This window comes from Sphingomonas sp. AP4-R1 (genome assembly GCF_013113735.1).
Lineage (GTDB): Bacteria > Pseudomonadota > Alphaproteobacteria > Sphingomonadales > Sphingomonadaceae > Sphingomonas_I.
In genome coordinates this window covers 1,425,556-1,449,370 of sequence record NZ_CP053346.1, presented here as the reverse complement: position 1 = coordinate 1,449,370, position 23,815 = coordinate 1,425,556, and the positions used below count along the sequence as shown (strand labels likewise).

The 23,815-nt window shown below is 65.5% G+C and carries 24 protein-coding genes and 1 tRNA gene; 13 read left to right on the top strand and 12 right to left on the bottom strand.

Annotation, left to right across the window (positions count from 1 at the left end):
• Positions 1 to 18: 18 nt before the first annotated feature.
• From HL653_RS07125 to HL653_RS07110, 4 genes are all read right to left on the bottom strand, one after another.
• The gene (locus tag HL653_RS07125) at positions 19 to 531 is read right to left on the bottom strand and encodes a hypothetical protein (RefSeq protein WP_171743903.1); all 513 of its coding nucleotides are present in this window, start codon (positions 529 to 531) and stop codon (positions 19 to 21) included.
• Between the two features lie 414 nt (positions 532 to 945).
• Positions 946 to 1,224, bottom strand: a complete 279-nt coding sequence (locus HL653_RS07120) for a hypothetical protein (protein ID WP_171743902.1) — start codon at positions 1,222 to 1,224, stop codon at positions 946 to 948.
• Positions 1,224 to 3,149, bottom strand: coding sequence for a 1-deoxy-D-xylulose-5-phosphate synthase (gene dxs, locus HL653_RS07115; RefSeq protein ID WP_171743901.1), 1,926 nt, complete (start codon positions 3,147 to 3,149; stop codon positions 1,224 to 1,226). The genes HL653_RS07120 and dxs overlap by 1 nt, the downstream gene beginning before the upstream one ends.
• 71 nt (positions 3,150 to 3,220) lie before the next feature.
• The gene (locus tag HL653_RS07110) at positions 3,221 to 3,685 is read right to left on the bottom strand and encodes a Fur family transcriptional regulator (protein WP_171743900.1); all 465 of its coding nucleotides are present in this window, start codon (positions 3,683 to 3,685) and stop codon (positions 3,221 to 3,223) included.
• Positions 3,686 to 3,962: 277 nt separating this feature from the next.
• Here HL653_RS07110 and HL653_RS07105 point away from each other — a divergent pair, with 277 nt between their 5' ends.
• From HL653_RS07105 to HL653_RS07085, 5 genes are all read left to right on the top strand, one after another.
• Positions 3,963 to 5,003: a COX15/CtaA family protein gene (locus tag HL653_RS07105; RefSeq protein ID WP_171743899.1), complete on the top strand. Its 1,041-nt coding sequence runs from the start codon at positions 3,963 to 3,965 to the stop codon at positions 5,001 to 5,003.
• A 530-nt stretch (positions 5,004 to 5,533) separates the two neighbouring features.
• The gene (gene rplM, locus HL653_RS07100) at positions 5,534 to 6,013 is read left to right on the top strand and encodes a 50S ribosomal protein L13 (protein WP_171743898.1); all 480 of its coding nucleotides are present in this window, start codon (positions 5,534 to 5,536) and stop codon (positions 6,011 to 6,013) included.
• Entirely contained in the window at positions 6,013 to 6,591 is a 579-nt protein-coding gene (rpsI, locus tag HL653_RS07095) for a 30S ribosomal protein S9 (RefSeq protein WP_171743897.1), read from the top strand. Before rplM ends, rpsI begins: the two co-directional genes overlap by 1 nt.
• A 242-nt stretch (positions 6,592 to 6,833) precedes the next feature.
• Positions 6,834 to 7,274: a hypothetical protein gene (locus tag HL653_RS07090; RefSeq protein WP_171743896.1), complete on the top strand. Its 441-nt coding sequence runs from the start codon at positions 6,834 to 6,836 to the stop codon at positions 7,272 to 7,274.
• Positions 7,275 to 7,330: 56 nt separating this feature from the next.
• Complete coding sequence (locus tag HL653_RS07085; protein WP_171743895.1) at positions 7,331 to 9,664, top strand: TonB-dependent receptor; 2,334 nt, start codon at positions 7,331 to 7,333, stop codon at positions 9,662 to 9,664.
• 50 nt (positions 9,665 to 9,714) lie between these two features.
• Here HL653_RS07085 and HL653_RS07080 read toward each other — a convergent pair whose 3' ends face one another.
• A complete protein-coding gene (locus HL653_RS07080; RefSeq protein WP_171743894.1) occupies positions 9,715 to 10,032 on the bottom strand; it encodes a hypothetical protein in 318 nt (105 codons plus the stop codon).
• Positions 10,029 to 10,220, bottom strand: coding sequence for a hypothetical protein (locus HL653_RS07075; RefSeq protein ID WP_171743893.1), 192 nt, complete (start codon positions 10,218 to 10,220; stop codon positions 10,029 to 10,031). The genes HL653_RS07080 and HL653_RS07075 overlap by 4 nt, the downstream gene beginning before the upstream one ends.
• 260 nt (positions 10,221 to 10,480) lie before the next feature.
• On the opposite strand from HL653_RS07075, the gene HL653_RS07070 reads away from it, so the two are divergent.
• Positions 10,481 to 11,119 carry a helix-turn-helix transcriptional regulator gene (locus HL653_RS07070; RefSeq protein WP_216599959.1) on the top strand — a complete coding sequence of 213 codons (639 nt, stop codon included), beginning with the start codon at positions 10,481 to 10,483 and terminating at the stop codon, positions 11,117 to 11,119.
• A 15-nt stretch (positions 11,120 to 11,134) separates the two neighbouring features.
• Here the strand turns inward: HL653_RS07070 and HL653_RS07065 are convergent, their stop codons facing one another.
• Entirely contained in the window at positions 11,135 to 12,409 is a 1,275-nt protein-coding gene (locus tag HL653_RS07065) for a dipeptidase (protein WP_171743892.1), read from the bottom strand.
• A gap of 193 nt (positions 12,410 to 12,602) precedes the next feature.
• On the opposite strand from HL653_RS07065, the gene HL653_RS07060 reads away from it, so the two are divergent.
• Positions 12,603 to 14,078 (top strand): ComEC/Rec2 family competence protein, encoded by a 1,476-nt coding sequence (locus tag HL653_RS07060; RefSeq protein WP_171743891.1) that lies wholly within the window; start codon positions 12,603 to 12,605, stop codon positions 14,076 to 14,078.
• Positions 14,079 to 14,270: 192 nt separating this feature from the next.
• Here HL653_RS07060 and HL653_RS07055 read toward each other — a convergent pair.
• Both HL653_RS07055 and HL653_RS07050 read right to left on the bottom strand, forming a co-directional pair.
• Positions 14,271 to 14,344 (bottom strand) — tRNA-Gln (locus HL653_RS07055).
• Positions 14,345 to 14,417: 73 nt separating this feature from the next.
• Positions 14,418 to 16,049, bottom strand: coding sequence for a DNA methyltransferase (locus tag HL653_RS07050; protein ID WP_171743890.1), 1,632 nt, complete (start codon positions 16,047 to 16,049; stop codon positions 14,418 to 14,420).
• 170 nt (positions 16,050 to 16,219) lie between these two features.
• On the opposite strand from HL653_RS07050, the gene uvrA reads away from it, so the two are divergent.
• The 4 genes from uvrA to HL653_RS07030 all read left to right on the top strand — a co-directional run bounded on the left by uvrA (position 16,220) and on the right by HL653_RS07030 (position 20,134).
• Entirely contained in the window at positions 16,220 to 19,204 is a 2,985-nt protein-coding gene (gene uvrA / locus HL653_RS07045; RefSeq protein ID WP_171743889.1) for an excinuclease ABC subunit UvrA, read from the top strand.
• A gap of 97 nt (positions 19,205 to 19,301) precedes the next feature.
• The gene (locus tag HL653_RS07040; protein WP_171743888.1) at positions 19,302 to 19,496 is read left to right on the top strand and encodes a stability determinant; all 195 of its coding nucleotides are present in this window, start codon (positions 19,302 to 19,304) and stop codon (positions 19,494 to 19,496) included.
• Between the two features lie 156 nt (positions 19,497 to 19,652).
• Positions 19,653 to 19,742 (top strand): type II toxin-antitoxin system RelE/ParE family toxin, encoded by a 90-nt coding sequence (locus tag HL653_RS24575; protein ID WP_367613606.1) that lies wholly within the window; start codon positions 19,653 to 19,655, stop codon positions 19,740 to 19,742.
• Positions 19,743 to 19,942: 200 nt separating this feature from the next.
• On the top strand, positions 19,943 to 20,134 hold the full coding sequence (locus HL653_RS07030; RefSeq protein ID WP_171742660.1) for a hypothetical protein: 192 nt from the start codon (positions 19,943 to 19,945) through the stop codon (positions 20,132 to 20,134).
• A 111-nt stretch (positions 20,135 to 20,245) separates the two neighbouring features.
• On the opposite strand, the gene HL653_RS07025 is transcribed toward HL653_RS07030, so the two are convergent.
• On the bottom strand, positions 20,246 to 20,515 hold the full coding sequence (locus tag HL653_RS07025) for a hypothetical protein (protein ID WP_171743887.1): 270 nt from the start codon (positions 20,513 to 20,515) through the stop codon (positions 20,246 to 20,248).
• Positions 20,516 to 20,617: 102 nt separating this feature from the next.
• On the opposite strand from HL653_RS07025, the gene HL653_RS07020 reads away from it, so the two are divergent.
• On the top strand, positions 20,618 to 21,034 hold the full coding sequence (locus HL653_RS07020) for a CHRD domain-containing protein (RefSeq protein WP_171743886.1): 417 nt from the start codon (positions 20,618 to 20,620) through the stop codon (positions 21,032 to 21,034).
• A 17-nt stretch (positions 21,035 to 21,051) separates the two neighbouring features.
• A complete protein-coding gene (locus tag HL653_RS07015) occupies positions 21,052 to 21,477 on the top strand; it encodes an OsmC family protein (RefSeq protein WP_171743885.1) in 426 nt (141 codons plus the stop codon).
• Between the two features lie 207 nt (positions 21,478 to 21,684).
• Here HL653_RS07015 and HL653_RS07010 read toward each other — a convergent pair whose 3' ends face one another.
• Positions 21,685 to 22,302 carry a peptidylprolyl isomerase gene (locus tag HL653_RS07010; RefSeq protein ID WP_253717674.1) on the bottom strand — a complete coding sequence of 206 codons (618 nt, stop codon included), beginning with the start codon at positions 22,300 to 22,302 and terminating at the stop codon, positions 21,685 to 21,687.
• Entirely contained in the window at positions 22,299 to 23,777 is a 1,479-nt protein-coding gene (locus tag HL653_RS07005) for a DEAD/DEAH box helicase (protein WP_171743884.1), read from the bottom strand. Before HL653_RS07005 ends, HL653_RS07010 begins: the two co-directional genes overlap by 4 nt.
• Between the last annotated feature and the right edge of the window lie 38 nt (positions 23,778 to 23,815).

Genomic DNA, 23,815 nt, shown 5'->3' with positions numbered 1-23,815 from the left:
GCAATGGGCCCCGGCCCGTCACGGCCGCCATCCCAGCAGCAACGCGATCGGCGGCAGCCAGCACAGCACGCCGCCCACGATCAGGAGCAGCATCCGGATCCGGCCCGACCAGGGATCGATTCCGGGTTCGGGAAAGTCGGTGCCGATCAGGCCGCAGGGCGCGGTCCCGCCCGACCAGAGTTCGTCCGATCCGGTGCCGAACGGCCCCCACACCACCTTCGTGCGCAGCAGCTTGCGGTGGACCTTGAGCGGATCCAGCCGCCGATCGAACTGGCAGTCATAGAGGCTGCCGTCACGCCACAGGATCGTGGCCGGGCAATGCCCGATCTCGGCGATCTCGAAGACCACGCGCGTGCCCTCGGGCAGCGAATCGCGCGCTTCGACGATCACGCCGTCCGGAGACAGAGCATGCACCATCACCTGATGCACGACGCCCTCGCGGTGGCCCGCCCTCGCGCCGACGCGGGGCTGCTGACGGAGGGCCGGGGCGGCCTCCGCAGCATTTTCCCGCATCAGAACACAGAAAGCCATGCCATATCCTCCGGAAGACTTCGCCGAGTCCATCCGTTCCATTTCCACGGCAGAATGCGCTGTTATTTACGGTTGTTCCCGATTTTCGTCCAGTATTCAGGGATTTTGCGCGAACAAAATCAAACCATCCTGGAATCGTTTGACTTTCCGGGGCGGGATTTGGCGGATTTCGCCATAATAACCTTATAACACCATGTTAATATCGTGAATGGTGATTCCTGGACTCTATTTCTATATTGTAAACCCAACGTGCCTCGACATAGCATTACGGCCAGGCAGTCCCATTTGACTATAGCGAGAAATGGTTGAGCGACTGCCGGTTCGCCACCGAGCAGACGGCGCAGACCGGCCGCTGCGCCCGAAGCCGGATCCGGCCACCTCGCGGAGAAACGGCGCCGATCGATCCGGCGCCCGTCAGAAGGAGCGGCGGACCCGTTTCGCGATGAAGGCGAAGAAGCGCAGCAGCAGGAAGGCCAGCCCGAACAAAGCGAGCGGCCACAGCACCATCATCAGCAGGCCGAGGAAATAGAAGGCGCCCGCGCTCACCTGTTTCTGGAGCGCCCAGTAAAGCGGTTCGGCCAGCACGTAGATCGAGAACCACGTCGCCACGAACACGGCCGCGATCAGCAGGATCGCCATGATCCACAGGAACAGCAGGATCAGACCGTCCTTCACGCCCCGGCCAAGGCGCATCAGGCGCGCGCTCCCCGCGCCACCGTCGCCGAATTGCTGCGCAGCGCCGTCAACACCGTTTCCACGATCGCGTCCGCATCCAGCCGCGCCTCGGCATATTGCCGTTCGGGCTTGTCATGATCCTGGAACGTATCGGGCAGGCGCAGCGTGCGGAGCTTCAGCCCCGCATCGATCAGCCCCTCGTCGGAGGCCAGCGTCAGCACATGCGCGCCGAGCCCGCCGATCGCATTCTCTTCCAGCGTGACCGCCACTTCGTGCGTCGCCAGCAGCTTGCGGATCAGGGCCTGATCCAGCGGCTTGGCGAAGCGCAGATCGGCCACGGTGGTGGAAAGGCCCTGCGCCTCCAGCTTCTCGGCGGCGGCCATCGCCTCGCCCAGCCGCGTGCCGAGCGACAGGATCGCCACGGTCTTGCCCTCGCGCACGACCCGGCCCTTGCCGATCTCCAGCCGCTCCGGAACGGTCGGCAGATCCACGCCCGTGCCGTTGCCGCGCGGATAGCGGAAGGCGATCGGGCCGCTGTCGTGCAGCGCGGCGGTGTGCGTCATGTGGACCAGTTCCGCCTCGTCGGCGGGGGCCATCACCACGAAATTGGGAAGCGACGCCAGATAGGTGACGTCGAAGCTGCCCGCATGGGTCGCGCCGTCCGCACCCACCAGGCCCGCGCGATCGATCGCGAAGCGCACCGGCAGATTCTGGATCGCCACGTCATGCACCACCTGATCGTAGGCACGCTGCAGGAAGGTGGAATAGATCGCGCAGAAAGGCCGCATGCCCTGCGCGGCGAGTCCGGCGGCGAACGTCACCGCATGCTGCTCGGCGATGCCCACGTCGAACGCGCGATCCGGAAACGCCTTGGCGAAACGGTCCACGCCCGTGCCCGAGGGCATGGCGGCCGTGATCGCGCAGATCGTATTGTCGCGCTTGGCTTCCTCGACGAGCGCGTCGCCGAACACATTCTGATAGGAAGGCGGCCCCGCCGGCGCCTTCACCTGCTGGCCGGAGACGACGTCGAACTTCTGGACGCCGTGATATTTGTCGGCCGCGGCCTCGGCGGGGGCATAGCCCTTGCCCTTCTGCGTCACGACGTGGATCAGGCACGGCCCCTCGGCCGCATCGCGCACATTCTCCAGAATCGGGATCAGGTGATCCAGATTGTGGCCGTCGACCGGGCCGACATAATAGAAGCCCAGTTCCTCGAAGAGCGTGCCGCCCATCGTGATCGCGCGGGCGAATTCGTCGGTCTTCTTCAGGCCCTCGGCGAGCGGGCGCGGCAGGCGCTTGGCCACCTTCTTCGCCAGATCGCGCAGCGTGAGGAAGCTGCGGCCGGAGACGATCCGCGCCAGCGACGCCGAAAGCCCGCCCACCGGCGGCGCGATCGACATGTCGTTGTCGTTCAGGATCACGATCAGGCGGTTGCCCGCCTCGCCGGCATTGTTCATCGCCTCATAGGCCATGCCGGCGGACATCGCGCCGTCGCCGATCACGGCGATCGCCTTGCCCGGCTTGTCCATCATCTTGTTGGCGACGGCGAAGCCGACCGCCGCCGAGATGGAGGTGGAGCTGTGCGCCGCCCCGAACGGATCATATTCGCTCTCGGAGCGCTTCGTGAAACCCGAAAGGCCGCCGCCCTGGCGCAGCGTGCGGATCCGGTCGCGGCGCCCGGTCAGGATTTTGTGGGGATAGGCCTGGTGGCCCACGTCCCAGATCAGCCGGTCGTCGGGCGTGTCGAACACATAATGGAGCGCCACCGTCAGCTCCACCACGCCCAGTCCCGCCCCCAGATGTCCGCCCGTCACCGAGACGGCGGAAATCGTTTCGGAGCGCAGCTCGTCCGCCACCTGCGCCAGCTTTTCGGGCGGCAGGGCGCGCAGCGCCACGGGGGTATCGATCTGGTCCAGCAGGGGGGTCGTGGGGCGTTCTGTCATGGGGCTAAGGACTCTAATTTCTTAAGGGCTGCTTAGGCGCCACAATTCGGCAATGCTACCCCGGCAACCGTTTAGGGTCGGGCCGTGCATTCTGCGCAACGCCCATGCACCTCGATCACCGGACGCGCAGGTGCAAAACCTGCACGCACCGCCGCCGCCCGCACGCCATCGGTAAGGCGATCATCGTCGACATGGGCGATACGGCCGCAGCCATCGCAGATCAGGAAGATGCAATCATGGCGGCACGCTGGATGCGCGTTGACGACATAGGCGTTGGCGCTCTCGATCCGCTGGGCGAGATTCTTCGCCACGAACAGATCGAGGATGCGATAGACGCTGTTGGCGGCGACGCGGCGATCCTGCGCGCGGCTCACCGCCTCGGCTATATCATAAGCGGACGCGGGTTTCTCGAAGCCGGCGAGCGCCTCGTACACGTCGGATCGCATCGCGGTCCATTGCTCGCCGGACGCCTCCAGCGCACGCTGCGCCGCTTCACCGAGCGCGCTGCCCGAATGGACGGTGTGGACATGGGCCATGACGGTTAATTAGGCCGCCACACGCCGCATCACAAGCGCGGTGGGCGTCGATGGCCGTTGCAAGCGAGGCAGATCGGGCGCCGCCGCCTCATAACCCCAGCCGTCACCCTGAACTCGTTTCAGGGTCCATGACCCGACCGCCGCATCAAGCACATACGGCAGATCATGGATGCTGGAACGAGTTCAGCATGACGGAAAGGGAAAGAGGGGGACACCCCTCCCCCTGAGACAAATCGACCGAATTGACGCCCCCGTCCCACGCTCCTAGCGCGCGACCATGTCCATGCGCCCCGCCGTCGCCTCTCCCCGCCCGCGTGCGCTGGCATATTGGCTGCTCGTCATCGCCGCGCTCGTGTTCGCGATCGTCGCGGTCGGCGGCATCACCCGGCTCACCGAGAGCGGCCTTTCGATCACCGAATGGAAGCCGATCCGCGGCACCATCCCGCCTTTGACCGAGGCGCAGTGGCAGGCCGAGTTCGACGGCTACAAGGCGATCCCCCAATATCGCACCTTCAACAGCCACATGACGCTGGAAGGCTTCAAGCACATCTATTTCTGGGAATATGCCCATCGGCTGCTCGCGCGCACGATCGGCACGGTGCTGGGCCTCGTGCTGCTGGTCTTCTGGTGGCGGCGCTGGATCCCGCGCGGCTATGGCTGGCGCACGGTGCTGATCTTCGCGCTGGGCGGCCTGCAGGGCGCGATCGGCTGGTGGATGGTGGCCAGCGGCCTCACCGAGCGCACCGAAGTCAGCCATATCCGCCTCGCCATCCATCTGCTCGCGGCGATGCTGATCTACGGCGTGCTGATCTGGACGGCGCTCGATCTGTTCGCGCTCGCGCGCAACCGCTCGGCCCGTCCCGCCCGGATGCGCGCGCTGCCCGCCTTCGCCATCCTCGCCCTCGTCCTCCAGCTTGCGCTCGGCGCCTTCACCGCCGGCCTGCGCGCCGGCTACGCCTTCGCCTCCTGGCCGCTGATGGGCGACAGCCTGTTCCCGGAGGGCGGCTGGCAGGCGAGCATGAGCGTGATCGCCAATCTCGTCTCCAATCCCGTCGTCGTGCAGTTCGTCCATCGCTGGTGGGCGCTCGCGGCGGCGGCGCTGATCCTGCTCGTCGCCCGCGCCGTTTCCGCGCGCGGTCTGCCCGCCCGCGCCCGCGCCCTTGCCGCGATCCTGCTGCTCCAGATCGTGCTGGGGATCACCACGCTGCTGAGCGGCGTCGACATCACGCTGGCCGTCGCGCACCAGGCCTGCGCCGCCCTGCTGCTCGGCACGCTCCTCTGGTCCGCCCACGCGCTCGGACATCCCCAGCGGCGATGACATCCCCGGCCTGATGCAGCCCGTAAAATCGCGTCCAACCTCCGTCCGTTCGTGCTGAGCGAAGTCGAAGCACGGGCTCCAGGCGCTGCGCTCGCAGCACGGTCTTCGACAGGCTCAGAACGAACGGATGGGGGTAGCTGGCGTTCAGTCCGCGCTTAGCCCCCTCCTTCACACCACCGCCCGATTCGAAACACTCGCATCTGCGGCAGGGTGACGGGACCCATCCGTCCAGGCGACCGTTGCACAGCCCTCACACGCCCTCTCATGGAGGCATTCAGCGAGACAATTCTCGCCCAATAAATGGCCCGATTCAGCCACTTCGCGTATCACATGGTATTAAAGTACCGCATCCAATCGCCACGGTATCCCAATACCTCTCATCAATCCCCCTGTTTCGCTTGACTTTTTGCCCCCCTCCCAGCATTTGGCCCGTCGTTGGCGCTGCCCTTTGCGGGGTGGCGCCTGCTTGTTTTGAGGGGCGCCGGGCCTGATCCTGCGATCCTTCCCTGGAAATCGAGGACTTGAGGCCCATGAAGGCTCTGACCAAGACCACCAAGGTGGCGACGCCCGCCACGGTGGAAAAGAAATGGCACCTGATCGATGCCGACGGCCTGGTCGTCGGCCGCGTCGCGTCCATCATCGCGAACATTCTGCGCGGCAAGCACAAGCCGAGCTTCACCCCCTTCATCGATTGCGGCGACAACGTCATCGTCATCAATGCGGACAAGGTGCGCTTCACCGGCAAGAAGCTGGGCCAGAAGGTCTATTACAAGCACACCGGTTATGCCGGCGGCATCAAGGGCATCACTGCCGCCAAGGTGCTGGACAGCAAGTTCCCGGAGCGCGTGCTGGAAAAGGCCGTCGAGCGCATGATCCCGCGCGGCCCGCTCGGCCGCCAGCAGATGCGCAACCTGCGCGTCTTCAAGGGCGCGGAGCATGATCACACCGCGCAGAACCCCGAGACGCTCGACATCGCGAGCCTCAATCGCAAGAACAAGGTGGGCGCATAATGTCCGATAATCGCCAGTCCCTCGCCGATCTCGCGGCGCTGACGGGTCAGGAAGCTCCGGCTGCCGCTCCCGCCCAGGTCTCGACCCCGGTTGCCGCCGATGCGGACGTGAACGCCGAGGCGTACATGTCCGGCCAGATCGCAGAGCCGGCCGCGCCGACGATGCCGCTGCGCCTGCAGCAGATCGACAAGCAGGGCCGCGCTTACGCCACCGGTCGCCGTAAGGATGCGGTCGCCCGCGTCTGGCTGAAGCCCGGCACCGGCAAGATCACGATCAACGGTCGCGATCAGGAAGTCTATTTCGCGCGCCCCACGCTGCGCCTCGTCATCAACCAGCCGTTCGGTATCTCCGAGCGCGAGGGCCAGTATGACGTGATCGCCACCGTCACGGGCGGCGGTCTGTCGGGCCAGGCCGGCGCCGTGAAGCATGGCATCAGCCAGGCGATCACCCGCTACGAGCCGATCCTGCGCGCGCCGATCAAGGCCGCCGGCTTCCTCACCCGCGACAGCCGCGCGGTCGAGCGTAAGAAGTACGGCAAGGCCAAGGCCCGCCGCAGCTTCCAGTTCTCGAAGCGCTAAGGTTCGGGCGTCTCCGGATTGCCTCGGCAATCCGGAGACTCGCCGCGGCGGCCAGCGGGACGGGCGCAGCCCGTCACGTCTGACGTCGCGGCATTCCATAATCGAAGCATTCAAACCGCTTCGAGACCGGATTCCGCAACAGAAAGGGCGACACCATTCACTTGGCGCCGCCCTTTCTGCTTTTTGAGCCGCTTTCCCAATTCCTCATTGCCCCGTGGCACCGGATTCGACACAGTGCCGCGATGCGGTCCCTCGTGACACGATCGGCGCCCTGGCGGCTGGGTCTGGCAGCGCTGCTGCTGGCGCTCGCGATGCGCCTGCTCGTGCCGACCGGCTTCATGTGGGATGCCGGTGCCGACGGCTCCCCCCAGCTGGTCCCCTGCTCCGGCATGGCGCCGGTGCCTGCGGCGCCCTCCGGGCACGCCGCCTCGTCGATGCACCACATGGCGATGGCCGGAAACGACCATCACCAGCGCGATCATCAGAGCGGCGACAATAATAGCCGCGAATGCGCCTTCGCCGGCCTCGGCGGCCCGCTCGATCTGGCCGATCCGTTCGTCGCCCCCGCCGCGCTGCCCCTCCTCACCGTCGCGCTGCCGGTTCTGGCCGCACAGACGCTCCTGCCGGGCCGTGGCCTCGCAGCACCCCCGCCTCCGTCGCGCGGACCACCCGTCACCTTCTGATCGACTCGTCCGGCGGCGCTCCTGCGTCCGCCTCATTTCGATTCGGAAGGTTATCCATGTCTGTTGTCCCCAGCGCCCATCCGGGCGCCCGCACGCGTCTGTGCGCCGCCGCTCTGCTCGTCTCTGTCGCCCCTCTCTGCCTTGCCGCACCCGCTTTCGCCGCCACTCCGGCCGAAACCGCCGCCGACGCCACCGCCAGCGATCCCACGCAGGATATCCTCGTCGTCGGTGCGCAGACGGCCGCCACGATCCAGAATACGCCCACCGCACCCGTCTCGATCGACGCCGCGCAGATCCGCACCACCGTCAATGCGGTGAACGTCGAGGACACGCTCAAATATCTGCCCAGCCTGTTCGTGCGGAAGCGCCACATCGGCGACACCCAATCCCCGCTCGCCACGCGTACCTCGGGCGTCGGCTCCAGCGCGCGGAGCCTCGTCTATGCGGACGGGGCGTTGCTCTCGGCGCTGATCGGCAACAACAACACCAATGCCTCGCCGCGCTGGTCGCTTGTCTCCCCACAGGAGATCGCGAAGATCGACGTGATCTACGGCCCCTTCTCCGCCGCTTATCCCGGTAACAGCATCGGCGCGGTCGTGAACATCACCACGCGCCTGCCCGATCATCTGGAAGGCACCGTCACCGCCGGCATGAGCATCCAGAATTATAACCAATATGGCACGCGCGATACGCTACCCGCGCGCCAGATCGGCGGCACGATCGGCGATCGCTTCGGCCCGCTCAGCCTCTTCGCCAGCGTCGATCATGTGTCGAGCGACAGCCAGCCCCTGCTCTACGTCACCGCCGCCGTTCCCGCCGCCACCTCCGCCACCGGCACGCCCGCGACCGGATCCTTCGCGGACGTGAACCGCACGGGCGGCGCCGTCCGCATCCTCGGTGCGAGCGGCATCGAGAACCAGCATCAGGATCGCTACAAATTGAAGGCCGCGCTGGATGTCGCGCCCGGCCTGCGCCTCACCTATGTCGGCGGCCTCCTGCTGGACGAGACGACCTCCTCCGCCGAAACCTATCTCACCGCCAACGGCGCGCCCGCTTATTCCGGCAGCTTCAATATCGATGGCCGCGCCTACACGATCGCGCCCACCGCATTCACCAGCGGCATCTACACGCGCGAGCAGCGCCATGTCTCGCACAGCCTCACCGCCTCGGGATCGGAGGGCGCGTTCGACTGGCAGGTGATCGGCACGCTGTTCGATTACGACAAGGACGTCCAGCGCTCCCCCACCACGGCGCCGCCCGGCGCGCAGGCGGGCGGCGCAGGCACGATCCAGCGGCTCGACGGCACCGGCTGGCAGACGCTGGATGCGAATGGCAGCGTCTTCCTCGGCGGTGGCCACCGCCTCGGCTTCGGGGCCCATTATGATCGCTTCGAGATCAAGAGCAGCCGTTATCTGACCAATGACTGGCGCACCGGCAGCGAAGGCGCGCTCGACCTGCAATCGCTCGGCAAGACGCGCACCGTCGGCCTGTGGTTGCAGGATGCGTGGGATATCCGCCCGAACCTCACACTCACGGTCGGCGGCCGCACCGAATGGTGGCGGGCCTATGACGGCGTGAACTATTCCCGCTCGCCCGCGATCAGCACTCTCCAGCCCGAGCGCCGTGCGCAGCGTTTCTCGCCCAAGGCCACGCTCGCCTGGACGCCCATTCCCGGCTGGACGGCGCGCGCCTCGTTCGGTCAGGCCTCACGCTTCCCCACCGTCGGCGAACTCTACCAGATCGTGACGACCCCCGTGCCTGCCACGCCCAATCCGAACCTGAAGCCCGAACGCGCCCGCTCCGAGGAACTGGCGCTGGAAAAGCATGACGAACACGGCACGATCCGCCTCGCTGTGTTCAACGAGGTGATCAAGGACGCGCTCGTCTCGCAGACGGGCCCGCTCAACGGCACCACCACCTACGCCACCTTCGTCCAGAATATCGATCGCACCCGCGCGCGCGGCGTGGAGGCCTCGTTCGATCGGCGCGACGTGCTGAAGGGCTTCGATCTGCTCGCCAGCGTCACTTACACGGATGCCAGGACGGTCGCCAACGCCGTCCTGCCCGCCTCGGTCGGCAGGCGCCTGCCGCAGGTGCCCAGATGGAAGCTCACGGCCGCCGCCACCTGGCATCCGGTCCAGCCCGTCTCGCTCACGCTGGCGGGCCGCTATTCCAGCCGCCTGTGGGGCACGATCGATAACAGCGACCTGATCGGCCACACCTATATGGGCTTCGAAGGCTATTTCGTGATGGACGCGCGCGCACTGCTCGACGTCACACCCAAATGGTCGCTCAGCGTCGGCGTCGATAATCTCAACAACAAGAAATATTACCTGTTCCACCCCTTCCCGCAGCGCACCTTCACGATGCAGGTGGGGTATAAATTATAGGCCCTTTCCCGCCCCTTCGGTTTCGGAAGGGCGAATAAGGACAGTCTTCCTTATCCAACCCCGCCGGCGGAGGTCGCGGGCCGCCACCCCTTCCGGTCGGCGGCCCCGGCCTCCCGTCGCGTGATCGCATCGACTCCACCGTCGTCGCGGCCCGGATCCCACCGCGATTGCAGGGCTTTCGCCAGATGCGCGATCCGCCCGGCGTTTGAAACCGCCGTCAGCTCGCGCTCCAGCGTCTCGTCCCTGCGTTCGGCGAGCAGCCTCTGGTTGATCACATCTCCCCGCGCCTGCCGCGACAGGAGGAATGCGACCGGATCGTCGCGCATATCTTCGCAATGCTTCGCCGATCGAACCAGAGGTCTGCTCATGACATCCTCCTGCCCCTTCTCCACACCTCACGCTGGACCTGCAGAAGCTTCTGCTCGATCCCGTTCGCTTCATCCTCGCCGCTTTTGAGTGCCATTATCAGAAGATCTATAATCATCTGTTCGGCCTTTACGCCGTAAAGCGCGATCAGATCACTCCCAGACATCGTAAGGACGTCCCGATACGTCACTATAGCTGCCCCATTTGCCGGAAGATCATGTATTCTTCTCACATGGCGTGAACGACACCGCACTCCTATGCGACAACTGCAAATCATTGTTAAACTCGTAAATTTACGAGGGAACCAATTCGCGCTCGTTCGCGTTTTTTTCGTTACTGCATTGCAACAATTTTCGTATCTTGTCTTTCAGTTTATTCATTGATCATTCAACATAGAAAACAATAAAAATTATTTAGGATGATAACTATCGTCTATTGGAAAGGAATTCGATGGACATCGATTTGGCGAGGTTGACGTCCCACTTCGAGGATCTTGGCATCGGGTTGTGGGATTATGACATCGATGCGGACGTGCTGGAGTGCGATGCCACATGGTGCCATTTGCTGGGGGTTCCGCCCGGATCGATTCGATCGATCGCCGAGTTCAGCGTCTATGTTCTCCCCGCCGATCGCCATCAGGCAACCGCGCTGGATCTCGCCGGCATCAACGCGATGGTCGAGGCCGACGAGCGATATCATATCGATTTCCGCGTGGTCCGGGCGGACGGGCAGGTGCGCTGGTGGCGCTCGATCGCTTCGCTGATCATCGACTCCCGTCAGCATCGCCGCGCTCTGGGATGCGTCACGGATACGACCGAGTTGCGCCAGTTCGGCACCACGCCACTGGCGGAAGAAGAGAACCTTCCGGAGCTTCAGGAGGCTCCGCCCGACGCCGACCCCAACCTCAGCACGCGTGAGATCGAGTGCCTGCGGTGGGTCAGTATCGGCAAGACCGCCTGGGAAACATCAAGAATCGTGGCGATCAGCCAGCGCACGGTCGAATTTCACCTGTCCAATGCCGTCCGCAAGCTGGAGGCGAAGAACAAGGTGCATGCGGCGGTCATCGCCGTCCGTTCCGGGATCATCTGATCGACGCGAGCCCGTCTACTTCGCACCGTCCAGCGCCGCCAGCGTGCCCGTCGCGGGCAGCTCGCTTTTCATCCCCGCCGCCACCTTCTCGGCGCCTTCCATCACGCGCAGCACGTTGCCACCCGCCACCTTCGCCACATCGGCGTCGCTCCAGCCGCGCCGGATCAGTTCGGCCAGCAGCGCCGGATAGGCGGCGACATCCTTCAGCCCCGTCGGCAGATCGCTCACGCCATCGAAGTCGGAGCCCACGCCGACATGGTCGACCCCCGCCACCTTCGCCACATGATCGATATGATCGGCCACCATCGCCAGCGTCACCTCCGGTCGCGGATGCGCCTTGTCCCATTCCGCCAGCGCCGCCGCCGCCTTGTCCGGCTCGCCGATGAACATGCCCCCGAAGGGCGGCGCGTTGAGCCGCGTCTTCTCGGCCGCGCGCTCCGATCCCCACACGCGATAATCGTGCGACACATAAGCCGGCGCGAACGTCACCATCACGACGCCCCCATTCTTCGCGACCAGCTTCAGCACCTCGTCGGACACGTCGCGCGGATGATCGTCCACGCCCTTCGCGCTCGAATGCGAGAAGATCACCGGCGCCTTCGAGACGGCCAGCGCATCCTTCATCACGCTTTCGGCGACATGGCTCAGGTCCACCAGCATGCCCAGCCGGTTCAGCTCATGCACCACCGCCTTGCCGAAGGGGGTGAGCCCGCCATGCTTGGGATCATCCGTGGCGCTGTCCGCCCAGTCGATCGTCACCGCATGCGTCAGCGTCAGATAGGACGCGCCCAGCGCCCGATAGGCGCGCAGCACGGCGAAGCGCTGGTCGATCTGGCCGCCGCCCTCCACGCCCATCATCGAGGCGATCCGCCCGGCCTTGTGGATGCGGCGCACGTCGGCGGCGGTGGTCGCCAGCTCGAACGTGCCCGGATAGCGCGCGACGATATCGCGCACGAGATCGATCTGCTCCAGCGTCTCGATCACCTGCTCCTGCTCGGGCAGATTGGCCGGCACATAGACCGACCAGAATTGCCCGCCCACGCGCCCCTGCCGCAGCCGCGTGATGTCCGTCATGTAGGCGGGCAGGCTGTCGAGGGGCATCGTCCAACGCTTCTCGCCGTCGCGCCCACGCAGGCTCTCCGCCCAGTCATTGTGCCCGTCGATCATCGGCGTCGTCGCCATGATCTTCAGCGCGCGCGCCATTGCCGGGTCGGTGGGCGGGGTAGCCGCGAGTGCCGTCACGGCCGTGACGGAAAGAAGGGCAGCGGCAAAAGCGGAGAGTTTCGACATGTCCGCACGATGACGGCCCACGCTGCATCGCACAAGAGGCGCGATCGGCGCGGTCCGGAGCGCCTGCGGATCGACATCCCCGCCCGTTTTGTCACGACCGAACAGGTCCGGCCGCATTTTTCACAATAATGGAACGGCAGGATGTAACGTTCGTGGAACGTGATTCGATCTTTCAGGGGGGAGAGGGGGCGTCATGTTCAAATATATCGACGACGACATCGTCAACATGCGGCTGGAGAACGGCGGCGAGGACCAATTCTACTGGGGAGACAAGGTCGAGATCCTGGAGGATCGCGGCACGACATTGAAGATCGCCGTCCACGGCGCGCGCGGTGTGATCGCACGCGGCACGGTGAAGGCGGAAACCCAATTCCGCGACACCGGCCTGCTCCGCCTCTCGATGGTCGATGTCCAGCAGGGCGACGGGCTGATCCTCGAGACGCCGGACGGGAAGGTGATGTTCATCGATGGCGGCGACAACCAGCTGTTCGCGCGCCACGCCAATGCCCGCTTTCCCGGCACCAGCGATGCCGACCCCCTGATCGTGGATCTGATGCTGATCACACATGGCGACGCGGATCATTTCGAGGGACTGACCGAACTCCGCAAATCCGAAACGGACAGCCGGCCGGCCAAGCGCATCTTCGTCGCGCCGCGCCGCGTCTATCATAACGGGCTCGTGAAGCGCCCCGGCAAGGCGCCCGACGGCCATGATCGCGCCGACAAGGACATGTTCGGCGCCACCACCAAGGTGGGCACGGAAACCTTCATCACCGCGCTCGTGGACGATCCCGCCAGCCTTCCCGCCACCGAGCGCAACAGCAAGTTCGAAACATGGGTTCAGACGCTTGCCGCCTGGGAACCGCGCACGCAGCGCGCGACGGGAGCGCCGATCGAACGGCGCCGGCTCGATCATCTTTCGACCGGCGCGTTCGATTTTCTGGCGGACGAGAATATCGCGGTCGAACTGCTCGGCCCGATCGTGGACGACGTGGCGGGCGGGCCCGCGTTGCGCTTTCTGCGCAGCCCGCCCGACGATGCCGAACTGATGCTGGGCACGATCGCGCCGGGCAGCCGCGGCTCGCTGTCCGCCTCGCACACGATCAACGGCCATTCGATCAATTTCCGGCTGCGCTACGGCAATGTTCGCTTCTTCTTCACCGGCGACATGAATCAGGAGGCGAGCCAGCGCCTGCGCGAGGCGATGCCGGCGGCCGCTCTGAGCTCGGAGATCCTGAAGGCGCCGCACCATGGCTCGGCCGATTTCGACATGGAATTCCTGAAGGAGATCGGCGCGGTCGTCTCGCTCATCTCGTCGGGCGACGAGAGCGAGGCCAAGGAATATATCCACCCTCGCGCGACGCTGATGGCAGCCCTTGGCAAGGCCGCGAGAACCACGCCCGCCGTGATCTTCTGCACGGAGTTGGCCGCCTTCTTCAAGACTCTGGGCTATGTCCAGGATCCGAAGACTCCGGCCCGCCGCATCTTCGCGTTCGAGCGCACCAATTTCGGCATCGCCCACGTCCGCACCGATGGCGAACGCGTGCTGACCTTCACGCACTCGGGCAAACGCTTCATGAACGAAGCCTATCGCTTCACGGTATCCGCGACGGGCGAAATCACCTTCGCCAAAGCCGTGACGAAGAGATCGGCGCCGAAGGCGGGATGAGGCGGCGCGCGCGAACGGATGAGGGGGCGGAGGCCTAAGGACGGCGGCAGATTAGAGGATCGGGCCGACGGGATCGCTCACCGGTTGACGCGGCGCTGATCCCATCCGTTAGGCGCGCCGATGGCACGCGCCCTTCGGCTCGCCGCGCAATCCTCGCACCATGCGGCACCGGCGATGAACAGAGGAGAATGCTGGATGCCCCGTGAGGATTCGAACCTCAATTAACGGAGTCAGAGTCCGTGGTCTTACCTTTAGACGACAGGGCAGTGTCAGCGGCGGGCGACATAGGCAGGCTGCTGATTCGTGTCAACGCACCGATGGCAGTTTAAACCGCAAACCTCAGATCAGGCTTGCCTGTGCGCCCGCCTGATGGCTGACGCGCGTCTCCACGCGCGGCGCCCGGCGGTGGGGGCTGACGAGGGGCGGCAGGCGTGGGTGCCGGTCCTGAAACAGCTCGGCCAGCGTGAAGATCTGCAGCGCGGGATAGCGGCCGAATTCGGTCTCGATCAGGCCGTGGCTGTTGGCCTCCTCGATCATGCCCCTGGTCGGCAGCGCCGCGCAGACGAACAGGCCGAGCCGGTGGCCGTCGCGCTGCATCACGCGCCCCAGATCGCGCACCATTGCCGGATTGACGTTGTGACCGGCCTTCACCGAGATCACGCCCGTCTCGGTCGCTCCGTTCATGCCGACATAATAGAAATAGCCATCGACACCCTTGTCGCCGCCCTTGCGCCCGCCCATCCACGGATAGCCGCCCAGCCGCAGCGTGATCCACGCCTGAAACTGGTGCGGGTCATCCTCCGCCAGCCGCTGCGCCGAGGCGAGATCGCGCGGGGAGCCGATCGTCTCGAAGCGGAGATGGTCGCCATAGCCCGCACGAAGGCGCTTCTCGATCAGTCCGATCGCGAGATGCGTGACATCGATCCCGATCCAGCGCCGCCCAAGCTTCTGCGCCGCATCGACCGCCGTCCCGCACCCGCAAAAAGGATCCAGCACGACATCGCCGGGATTGGAGGAGGCGGCGATGATGCGCTCGAGCAGCACGATCGGTTTCTGCGTAGGATAGCCGAGGCGCTCCTGCGCCTGCGAATTGATCGGCGGGATGTCGGTCCATACGGAGCCCACGACGCCGCCCTCCATTTCCTCCAGATACCGTTTCAGTTGGGGACGGCGCGACAGGTCCGGCGTTCCGTCCGATTTCAGAGGATAGCGTATACGTCCTTCATCGTGGAGTCGCTGCATCGTCTCGCGCTTGTAGCGCCATCCCATCGGCGGAAAGGGAAAACCGATCCATTCGTACATCATGTTCGGCCGCGGACTGGGACTCGTCATATTGTCCAGCCGGTAACGACCGCGGCCATCCTCGTCGTCCAGCCGGTATTTGGTGGAGACATAGTCGTCTCCATGCGCCTCGCGCGGCGTATTCCAGATGAATTGGCGTGACTTGGTGTAGAATAAGATGACGTCGCTGACCTTGCTCCAGGTCTTGCTGTCGCTGTGCGTCGTCGTTCGTTTCCACGTGATCTCGTTCCGGTAATTCTCCGCCCCGAACACCGCATCCAGCACCAGCTTCAGATAATGGCTCGCGGTGGGATCGCAGTGGAGATACAGGCTTCCCGTCGGCTTCAGCACGCGGTGCAGTTCCACCAGACGCACCGCCATCATCGCCAGATAGGCCATCATCGCATTCTCGCCGATCGCCGTCCGCATCGCCTGCATCAGCACATGGAGGCGGTGGTTGCCGCTTTCGGTGATGTCCATCAGCGCCGCGCTCGCCGCCGGCCCCCACGCCCAGGTATCGTCGAACGCCTCGATGCTCGCATCCGCGCCCGCCCCGTTCGGCGCCTTGAACAGAATATTGTAGCTCGCGTTCGAGTTGAACGGCGGATCGAGATAGACCAGATCGACCGAGGCGTCCGCGATATGCGCGCGCAGCACCTCCAGATTGTCCCCGTAAAACAGCTTCGACATCACCCCTCCCCCGAAGGTGATGCCAAGCCTAGGGGCGGTTTCCGGGCGCGCGCCGGGAACCTTACCCGTTTCGGATCAGGATGTCCCGGCAGGCGCGAGGTGGCGGTCCGCCGCCACGCTTCCTACATCCCATCTAGCCTCCCATCCGGAACGGATATAGAACACTCGCTATGAGTCTCACCCACATCAAGGTGCGCGGCGCGCGCGAGCACAATCTCAAGGGCGTGGATGTCGATATCCCGCGCGAGACGCTGACGGTGATCACCGGCCTGTCCGGCTCGGGCAAATCCAGCCTCGCCTTCGACACCATCTATGCCGAGGGCCAGCGCCGCTACGTGGAGTCGCTCTCGGCCTATGCGCGCCAGTTTCTGGAGCTGATGCAGAAGCCCGATGTCGAGCATATCGAGGGCCTCAGCCCCGCCATCTCGATCGAGCAGAAGACGACGTCGCGCAACCCGCGCTCGACCGTCGCCACCGTCACCGAGATTTACGATTATATGCGCCTGCTGTGGGCGCGCGTCGGCATCCCCTATTCGCCCGTCACCGGCCTGCCCATCTCCGCGCAGACCGTGTCGCAGATGGTCGATCGCGTGATGCAGCTGCCCGAGGGCACGCGCTTCCTGCTCGTCGCTCCCGTCGTGCGCGGCCGCAAGGGCGAGTTCAAGAAGGAACTGCTCCAGTGGCAGAAGGAGGGTTTCACCCGCGTCCGCATCGACGGCGAGACGAGCGAGATCGACGAAGCCCCCGCGCTCGACAAGAAGTACAAGCATGATGTCGACATCATCGTCGATCGCCTCGTCGTGCGCGCCGGCATCGAGACGCGCCTCGCCCAGAGCTTCGAGACCGCGCTGAAGCTGGCAGAGGGCCTCGCTTATGCCGATCTGGTGGGCGACACGGACGCCAACGCCACCGCCGCCAGCGAAGGCATCAAGAAGGGCATCAAGGCGCTCGCTCTGCCGCAGGGTGTCTCCGAACGCATCACCTTCTCCGAAAAGTTCGCCTGTCCTGTCTCGGGCTTCACCATTTCCGAGATCGAGCCTCGCCTCTTCTCGTTCAACGCGCCGCAGGGCGCCTGCCCGGCCTGCGACGGCCTCGGCGAGAAGCTCTATTTCGATCCGCAACTCGTCGTCCCCAACGAGACGCTCTCGATCAAGCAGGGCGCGGTCGTGCCCTGGGCCAAGTCCAACCCGCCCAGCCCCTATTACATGCAGGTGCTGGGCAGCCTCGCCAAGGCCTACGGTTTCAAGCTGGAGACGCCCTGGAACGAACTGCCGGAGGAAGACCGCGAGGCGATCCTGAACGGCACCAAGGGCAAGGCAATCCCGCTCACCTTCGTCGACGGCCGCAAGAGCTACACCGTCAACAAGGCGTTCGAGGGCGTGATCGGCAATCTCGAGCGCCGCATGACCGCCACCGAGAGCGCGTGGATGCGCGAGGAGCTGGCCAAATATCAGTCGTCCAAGCCCTGCGAGGTGTGCGACGGCGCCCGTCTCAAGCCCGAGGCGCGCGCGGTGAAGATCGCGGGCGAGGACATCTCGATGTCCACTCGCCGCGCCGTCGGCCCCGCGCTGGCTTTCTTCCGCACGATGCCCGAGCATCTGAACGAGCAGCAGACCCAGATCGCGACGCCGATCCTGAAGGAGATCGTCGAGCGCCTCGGCTTCCTCGACAATGTCGGCCTCGATTATCTGAATCTCGATCGCACATCGGGCACTCTCTCCGGCGGCGAGAGCCAGCGCATCCGCCTCGCCAGCCAGATCGGCTCGGGCCTGTCCGGCGTCCTCTATGTGCTGGACGAGCCTTCGATCGGCCTGCACCAGCGCGACAACGACCGCCTGATCGTCACGCTCAAGCGCCTGCGCGATCTCGGCAATACCGTGATCGTCGTCGAACATGACGAGGATGCGATCCGCACGGCGGACCACGTCATCGATATGGGCCCCGGCGCGGGCGTCCACGGCGGCACGATCATCGCCGAGGGCACGCTGCAGGATATCCTCGATCATCCGGACAGCCTCACTGGCCAATATCTCTCCGGCCGCCGCATGGTCGATGTGCCCGCGAAACGCCGCAAGGGCTCCGGCAAGAAGCTCACCGTGAAGGGGGCGCGCGCCAACAATCTGAAGGACGTGACGGCCAGCATCCCGCTCGGCACCTTCACCTGCATCACCGGCGTCTCGGGCTCGGGCAAGTCGACCTTCACGCTCGACACGCTCTATGCCTCGGCCGCGCGCCAGCTGAACGGCGCGCGCATGCTCGCCGGTCATCACGAGAAGATCGAGGGACTCCAGCATCTCGACAAGGTGATCGACATCGATCAGTCGCCGATCGGCCGCACCCCGCGCTCGAACCCGGCCACCTATACCGGCGCCTTCACCCAGATCCGCGACTGGTTCGCGGGCCTCCCCGAAAGCCAGGCGCGCGGCTACAAGCCCGGCCGCTTCTCGTTCAACGTGAAGGGCGGGCGGTGCGAGGCGTGCCAGGGTGACGGCGTCCTCAAGATCGAGATGCACTTCCTGCCGGACGTCTATGTGACGTGCGACGTCTGCCACGGCGCGCGCTACAATCGCGAGACGCTGGAGGTGAAGTTCCGCGACAAGAGCATCGCCGACGTGCTGGACATGACGGTCGAGGATGCGGTGGAATTCTTCAAGGCCGTGCCCGGCATTCGCGACAAGATGGCGATGCTCGCCGAAGTGGGCCTCGGCTATGTGAAGGTCGGCCAGCAGGCGACGACGCTCTCGGGCGGCGAGGCCCAGCGCGTGAAGCTCGCCAAGGAGCTGTCGCGCCGCGCCACCGGCAACACGCTCTACATCCTCGACGAACCCACCACCGGCCTCCATTTCGAGGACGTCCGCAAGCTGCTGGAGGTGCTCCACGCGCTCGTCGAGCAGGGCAATACGGTCGTCGTGATCGAGCATAACCTCGAGGTCATCAAGACCGCCGACTGGATCATCGATCTCGGCCCCGAAGGCGGCGACAAGGGCGGCGAGATCGTGGCGACCGGCGTGCCCGAGGATGTGGTGAAGGAACCGCGCAGCTATACGGGCCGGTATCTGGCGCCGTTGCTGGAGGGGAAGGCGGCGCCCGCCGCTGCCGCCCCGATGCCGAAGGCGAAGCCCACCCGCAAAAGCAAAGCGCTCGCGGCGGAGTGAATCGCCCTCGCCGATAAGAGGGTCGGGGCGGAGGTCAGCAATGTGCTCGTTGCGTCCAGCGGATGACGCCCGGTCCGCAATCCGCTAATATGCCTTCATGACGCGCCTCGCGCCGATCGAGTCCGAATTCGCAACCAGCGAAGATGCGGAAGCGCATGACCGCTGGTTTCGCGCCAAGGTTGAGGCTGCGCTGGCCTCAACCGCACCATCGAAAGCGCACCACGAAGTGATGGCCGAGGCGAAGAAAGTGATAGACGTGCGACGCGGTGCTACCGCTCGTCTGGCGGGCTGAAGCCCGCGCCGATCTGCTCGCGAACATCACCTATATCGCGGATCGGAATCCGGCCGCTGCCGATCGTCTGGTCGCAGCGATCGAGCATATGGCAAAGCGTCTGCCGGCTGATCCCTTCCTCCACCGTCTGGCCGCGTCGTCGGCACACGCGAGGCGATCGCCCACCCCAACTACATCCTCGTCTATCGCGTGACCGAGGCAATCGAGGTTCTGGCCGTTCTGCACGCGCGACAGCTTTATCCGTGACACCGACCGCTGCCGAATGGATCGGCGCATCTGCGAGGACGCGCAGGAGAGCGTCGCACGGCGAAATGAGGCTGGGCTGACGTCATCGGCACCGGTACAGCCTTCGCGTGCTTCCACAAATCGCCTGTCCGTCGTAGGGGGTTTGCGACTCCCTTCCGCGCCTCCCCCGGGCGCCCTCCTTCCCCGGAGATCCGTTTCGAATGAGCACCGAAAGTGAACTCTGCCGCGCCCGTGCGGCACAGGCCCGCGCCGAGGCCGATGCGGCCACGCTGGCCAATGTCCGTGAGCGTTGCCTGCGCGCGGAGGCCGCGTGGATCGCGATGGCCGAACATGGCGAACGCGCCGACGTGATGCGCGCCACCCTCGCCGCCGCGCGCGAGGCCGCCGAATAATCATCGAAGGGTGCGCCTCCGGGCGCATCACGACGCAGGCCCGCCTCCTTCTACCCGACTCCCGCAGTATGTCTGTTCGGAAGAGGGAAGAGAAAGCGGGCCCGCACCCTATCACGCAAGCCATACCCCTTTCGCACATCTGTCGCGCTTTTCGGGCAGATCGTTTCGCGGAGGGATCGGGCGGCGCCATGAGGCGTTCAGCGGCCGGATATCCTTCCCCCGGATTCGCGTGCCCATGATATCGCTTGCCCACCTGCTGCCCATGCTCGCCGGTGCGCCCGCCGCCACCGGTTCGCTCGCCGCTTCCGCTCCAAGCGCCGCAGCACCTTCAAGAGCGATATCGTCGTGCGGCAGACCCTGCGCGATCCCGGTACCCGTCATGCCCCCGATACCATCGCTGTAGCGTTGCGTTCCTCATTGTCCTGCCCCGCGCCGGTTTCCGGGGCGGGTCCACGTCGCGAAGCTGAACCGAGGAGAGATGCCATGCGGAAGACGATGATGATCCTGCTTGCGGCCGGTGCGGTCGCCGCCCCGGCGCTCGCCGCGCCCACGAAGATCGAGGTGGCGATGACGGGTGCCGCCGAAGTGCCGGGCCCCGGCGCGGAAAAGGGCATGGGCAAGGCGATGCTCACGCTGGATCCGGCCAAGAACGAGGTCTGCTACATGCTACACAGCAGCGGCACCGACACGCCTACCGCCGCCCATATCCACAAGGGCGCGACAGGCGTCGCCGGGCCGCCGGTCGTGACGCTGACGGCACCCGCCAACGGTATGTCGAAGGGCTGCGCGCCGATCGCCGCCGATGTGCTGTCCGCGATCATCGCGACGCCCGCCGATTATTATGTGAACGTCCATACCGCCGCCTTCCCCAAGGGATCGATGCGCGGCCAGCTCAAGTAAGATGGGAGACTGACTTCATGATCACGCGCACCGCCACCGCCCGCTACGAAGGCCTCGGCAAGGACGGCAAGGGCCATATCAGCAGCCAGTCCGGCGTTCTGGAGAATACGCCCTACGGCTTCAACACCCGCTTCGGTGACGAGAAGGGCACGAATCCGGAAGAGCTGATCGCCGCCTCGCATTCGGCCTGTTTCACGATGGCCTTGTCGTTCGCGCTGGCGGGCGCGGGCTTTACCGAAGGCACGCTGGAAACGACCGCGAAGGTGAAGCTCGACAAGGATGGGGACGGCTTCAAGGTCAGCCGCTCCGATCTGGAGCTGACGGCCAGCATCCCCGGAATCTCGGCCGATCAGTTCGCCGAGATCGCCGCGGGCGCCAAAGCCAATTGCCCGATCTCCAAGCTGCTCAACGCCGAAATCACGCTGACGCACACATTGAGCTGAGATCGCCATTCCCCCGTCATTCCGGCGAAAACCGGGATGACGGGCTGGGAGAGGTCACCACTCCCTCCTTCTCGTCATCCTCGCGAAAGCGGGGACCCATGGATTCCCGCCTTCGCGGGAATGACGGCCGGGAGGCACGCACCAGCGGCCCCGGCTTACTTGGTCGGATACGCAACCGGCCACTTCGCGCAGCCGTCCTTCAGCCTCTCAGGGCAGGCGCTTCACGCTGACGATCTTCACCGGCTGCTTGATCGTCTGGCCCATCGTTGCGAGGCTCAGGCCGCCGGGATAGGTGGGCATCGCCAGGATGCGGCGGGCGACATCCATGCCCGACACGACATGGCCGAACGCGGCATAGCCCGCATAATCACCGTCCGCATCCAGCCCCGGCGCGGGGCCGAGCGTGATGAAGAAATCGCCCATCGCCGATCCGGGCTTGTTGCGCGCCATCGAGACCGTGCCGTCCAGATGCTTGATCCCGGTCACCGTCGTCGGCTCGTGCTGGATCGGGAAGAAGCTCTTGCGGATGTTGGTATCGATCCCGCCCTGGATCAGGCCCTTGTCGGGGTGCGCCTTGCCCCGCGCCGCCCGGTAGAAGACGGTCCCGTCGAACTTGTGTGTGTCGACATAGCGCAGGAAATTATTGGCCGTGATCGGCGCGCGCTTCGTCTCCAGCGCGATCACGATCGGGCCGAATTCGGTCTTGATCTCCACGCGGGGCAGGCCGGGATAGACGCCCGCCCGCTTCGGCGCCGCCGTGGCGGCGGGCGCGGAAGCCAGGATCAGGAGCGCGGCGGCGATGCCCGCCCGGAGCAGACCAATCACGCTTCGGGCGGGAGCCCGAAGCTGACCTCCAGGAAGGAGGGGATCGGCCCGTTCCAGCCCTCGTCCGGACCATCGTCGCGCTCGCCCCGGCGATCGCGACGATGGTCGCGGCGGGGCTCGTCGTGGCGATGACGATCATGGCGCTCGGCCCGTTCGGGGCGGCGCTCCTCGCGGACGGGCTTGGCCTCGCGGGCCGGCTTCGCCTCGCGGGGGGACTCGGTGCGTTCCTGACGGGGCGCGTCGGCCCGCTCCTCGCGGGGTGCTTCCTCGCGCTCGCGGCGGCCACGGCCACCCCGCTTGCGATCGCCGCGCGGCTTCTCGTCCTCCGCGGGGGCCGAAGCCGCGGCCGGTGCCGCGCTCTTGCCGCCCACGACCCGCTCGATCTTGGTGGAGGTCAGCTTCTCGATATTCTCGATCGCCTCGGCATCCTCGGGCGTCACCAGCGTGAACGCCTTGCCGGTAGCGCCACCGCGCCCGGTGCGGCCGATGCGGTGGACGTAATCGTCCGGATGCCACGGCACGTCATAATTGAAGACGTGGGAGACGCCCTTCACGTCCAGGCCGCGTGCCGCGACGTCGGACGCGACGAGGATGTTGATGTCGCCCGCCTTGAAGCGGTCCAACTCGCGGATCCGCTCGGACTGTTCCATGTCGCCATGGATCTGCCCGGCCGCGAAGCCATGCCGGCGGAGCGAATCCGTCAGCTCGCGCACCGTGCTCTTGCGGTTGGAGAAGACGATGGCCGTCTTCATGTCGTCGGCCTTCAGCAGGCCGCGCAGCGCCTCACGCTTTCCACGCGACGACGTTTCGACCAGCTTCTGCTCGATCGAGGTGTTGGCCGAGGCCGGACGCGAAACCTCGACCTGCTTGGGGTTCGAAAGGAAGCGATCGGCCAGCTTCTTGATCGGCGCGGGCATCGTCGCCGAGAAGAGCAGGGTCTGCCGCGTCGGCGGCAGCTTCGCGCAGATTTCCTCGATGTCCGGGATGAAGCCCATGTCGAGCATCCGGTCCGCCTCGTCGATCACGAGGATCGAGCAGCCGGAGAGCAGGATCTTGCCGCGACCGAACAGGTCCATCAGGCGGCCGGGCGTGGCGATCAGGACGTCGACGCCCTTTTCCAGCGCCTTCATCTGATCGCCCATCGAGACGCCGCCGATCAGCAGCGCCATCGAAAGCTTGTGATATTTGCCGTATTTCTCGAAATTCTCCGCCACCTGCGCGGCGAGTTCGCGCGTCGGCTCCAGGATCAGCGAGCGCGGCATCATGGCGCGGGCCCGGCCATGGGCCAGCACGTCGATCATCGGCAGCACGAAGCTCGCCGTCTTGCCGGTGCCGGTCTGGGCGATACCGATCAGATCGCGATTCATCAGCACGGGTGGGATCGCCGCCGCCTGGATCGGCGTGGGCTCACTATAGCCGGCCTCACCGACCGCGCGGAGCAATTCGTCAGAAAGGCCGAGATCGGCGAAGGTCATGGGCGCTCTGGGCTAGGGTCCGGGAAGCCTCGTCGTGA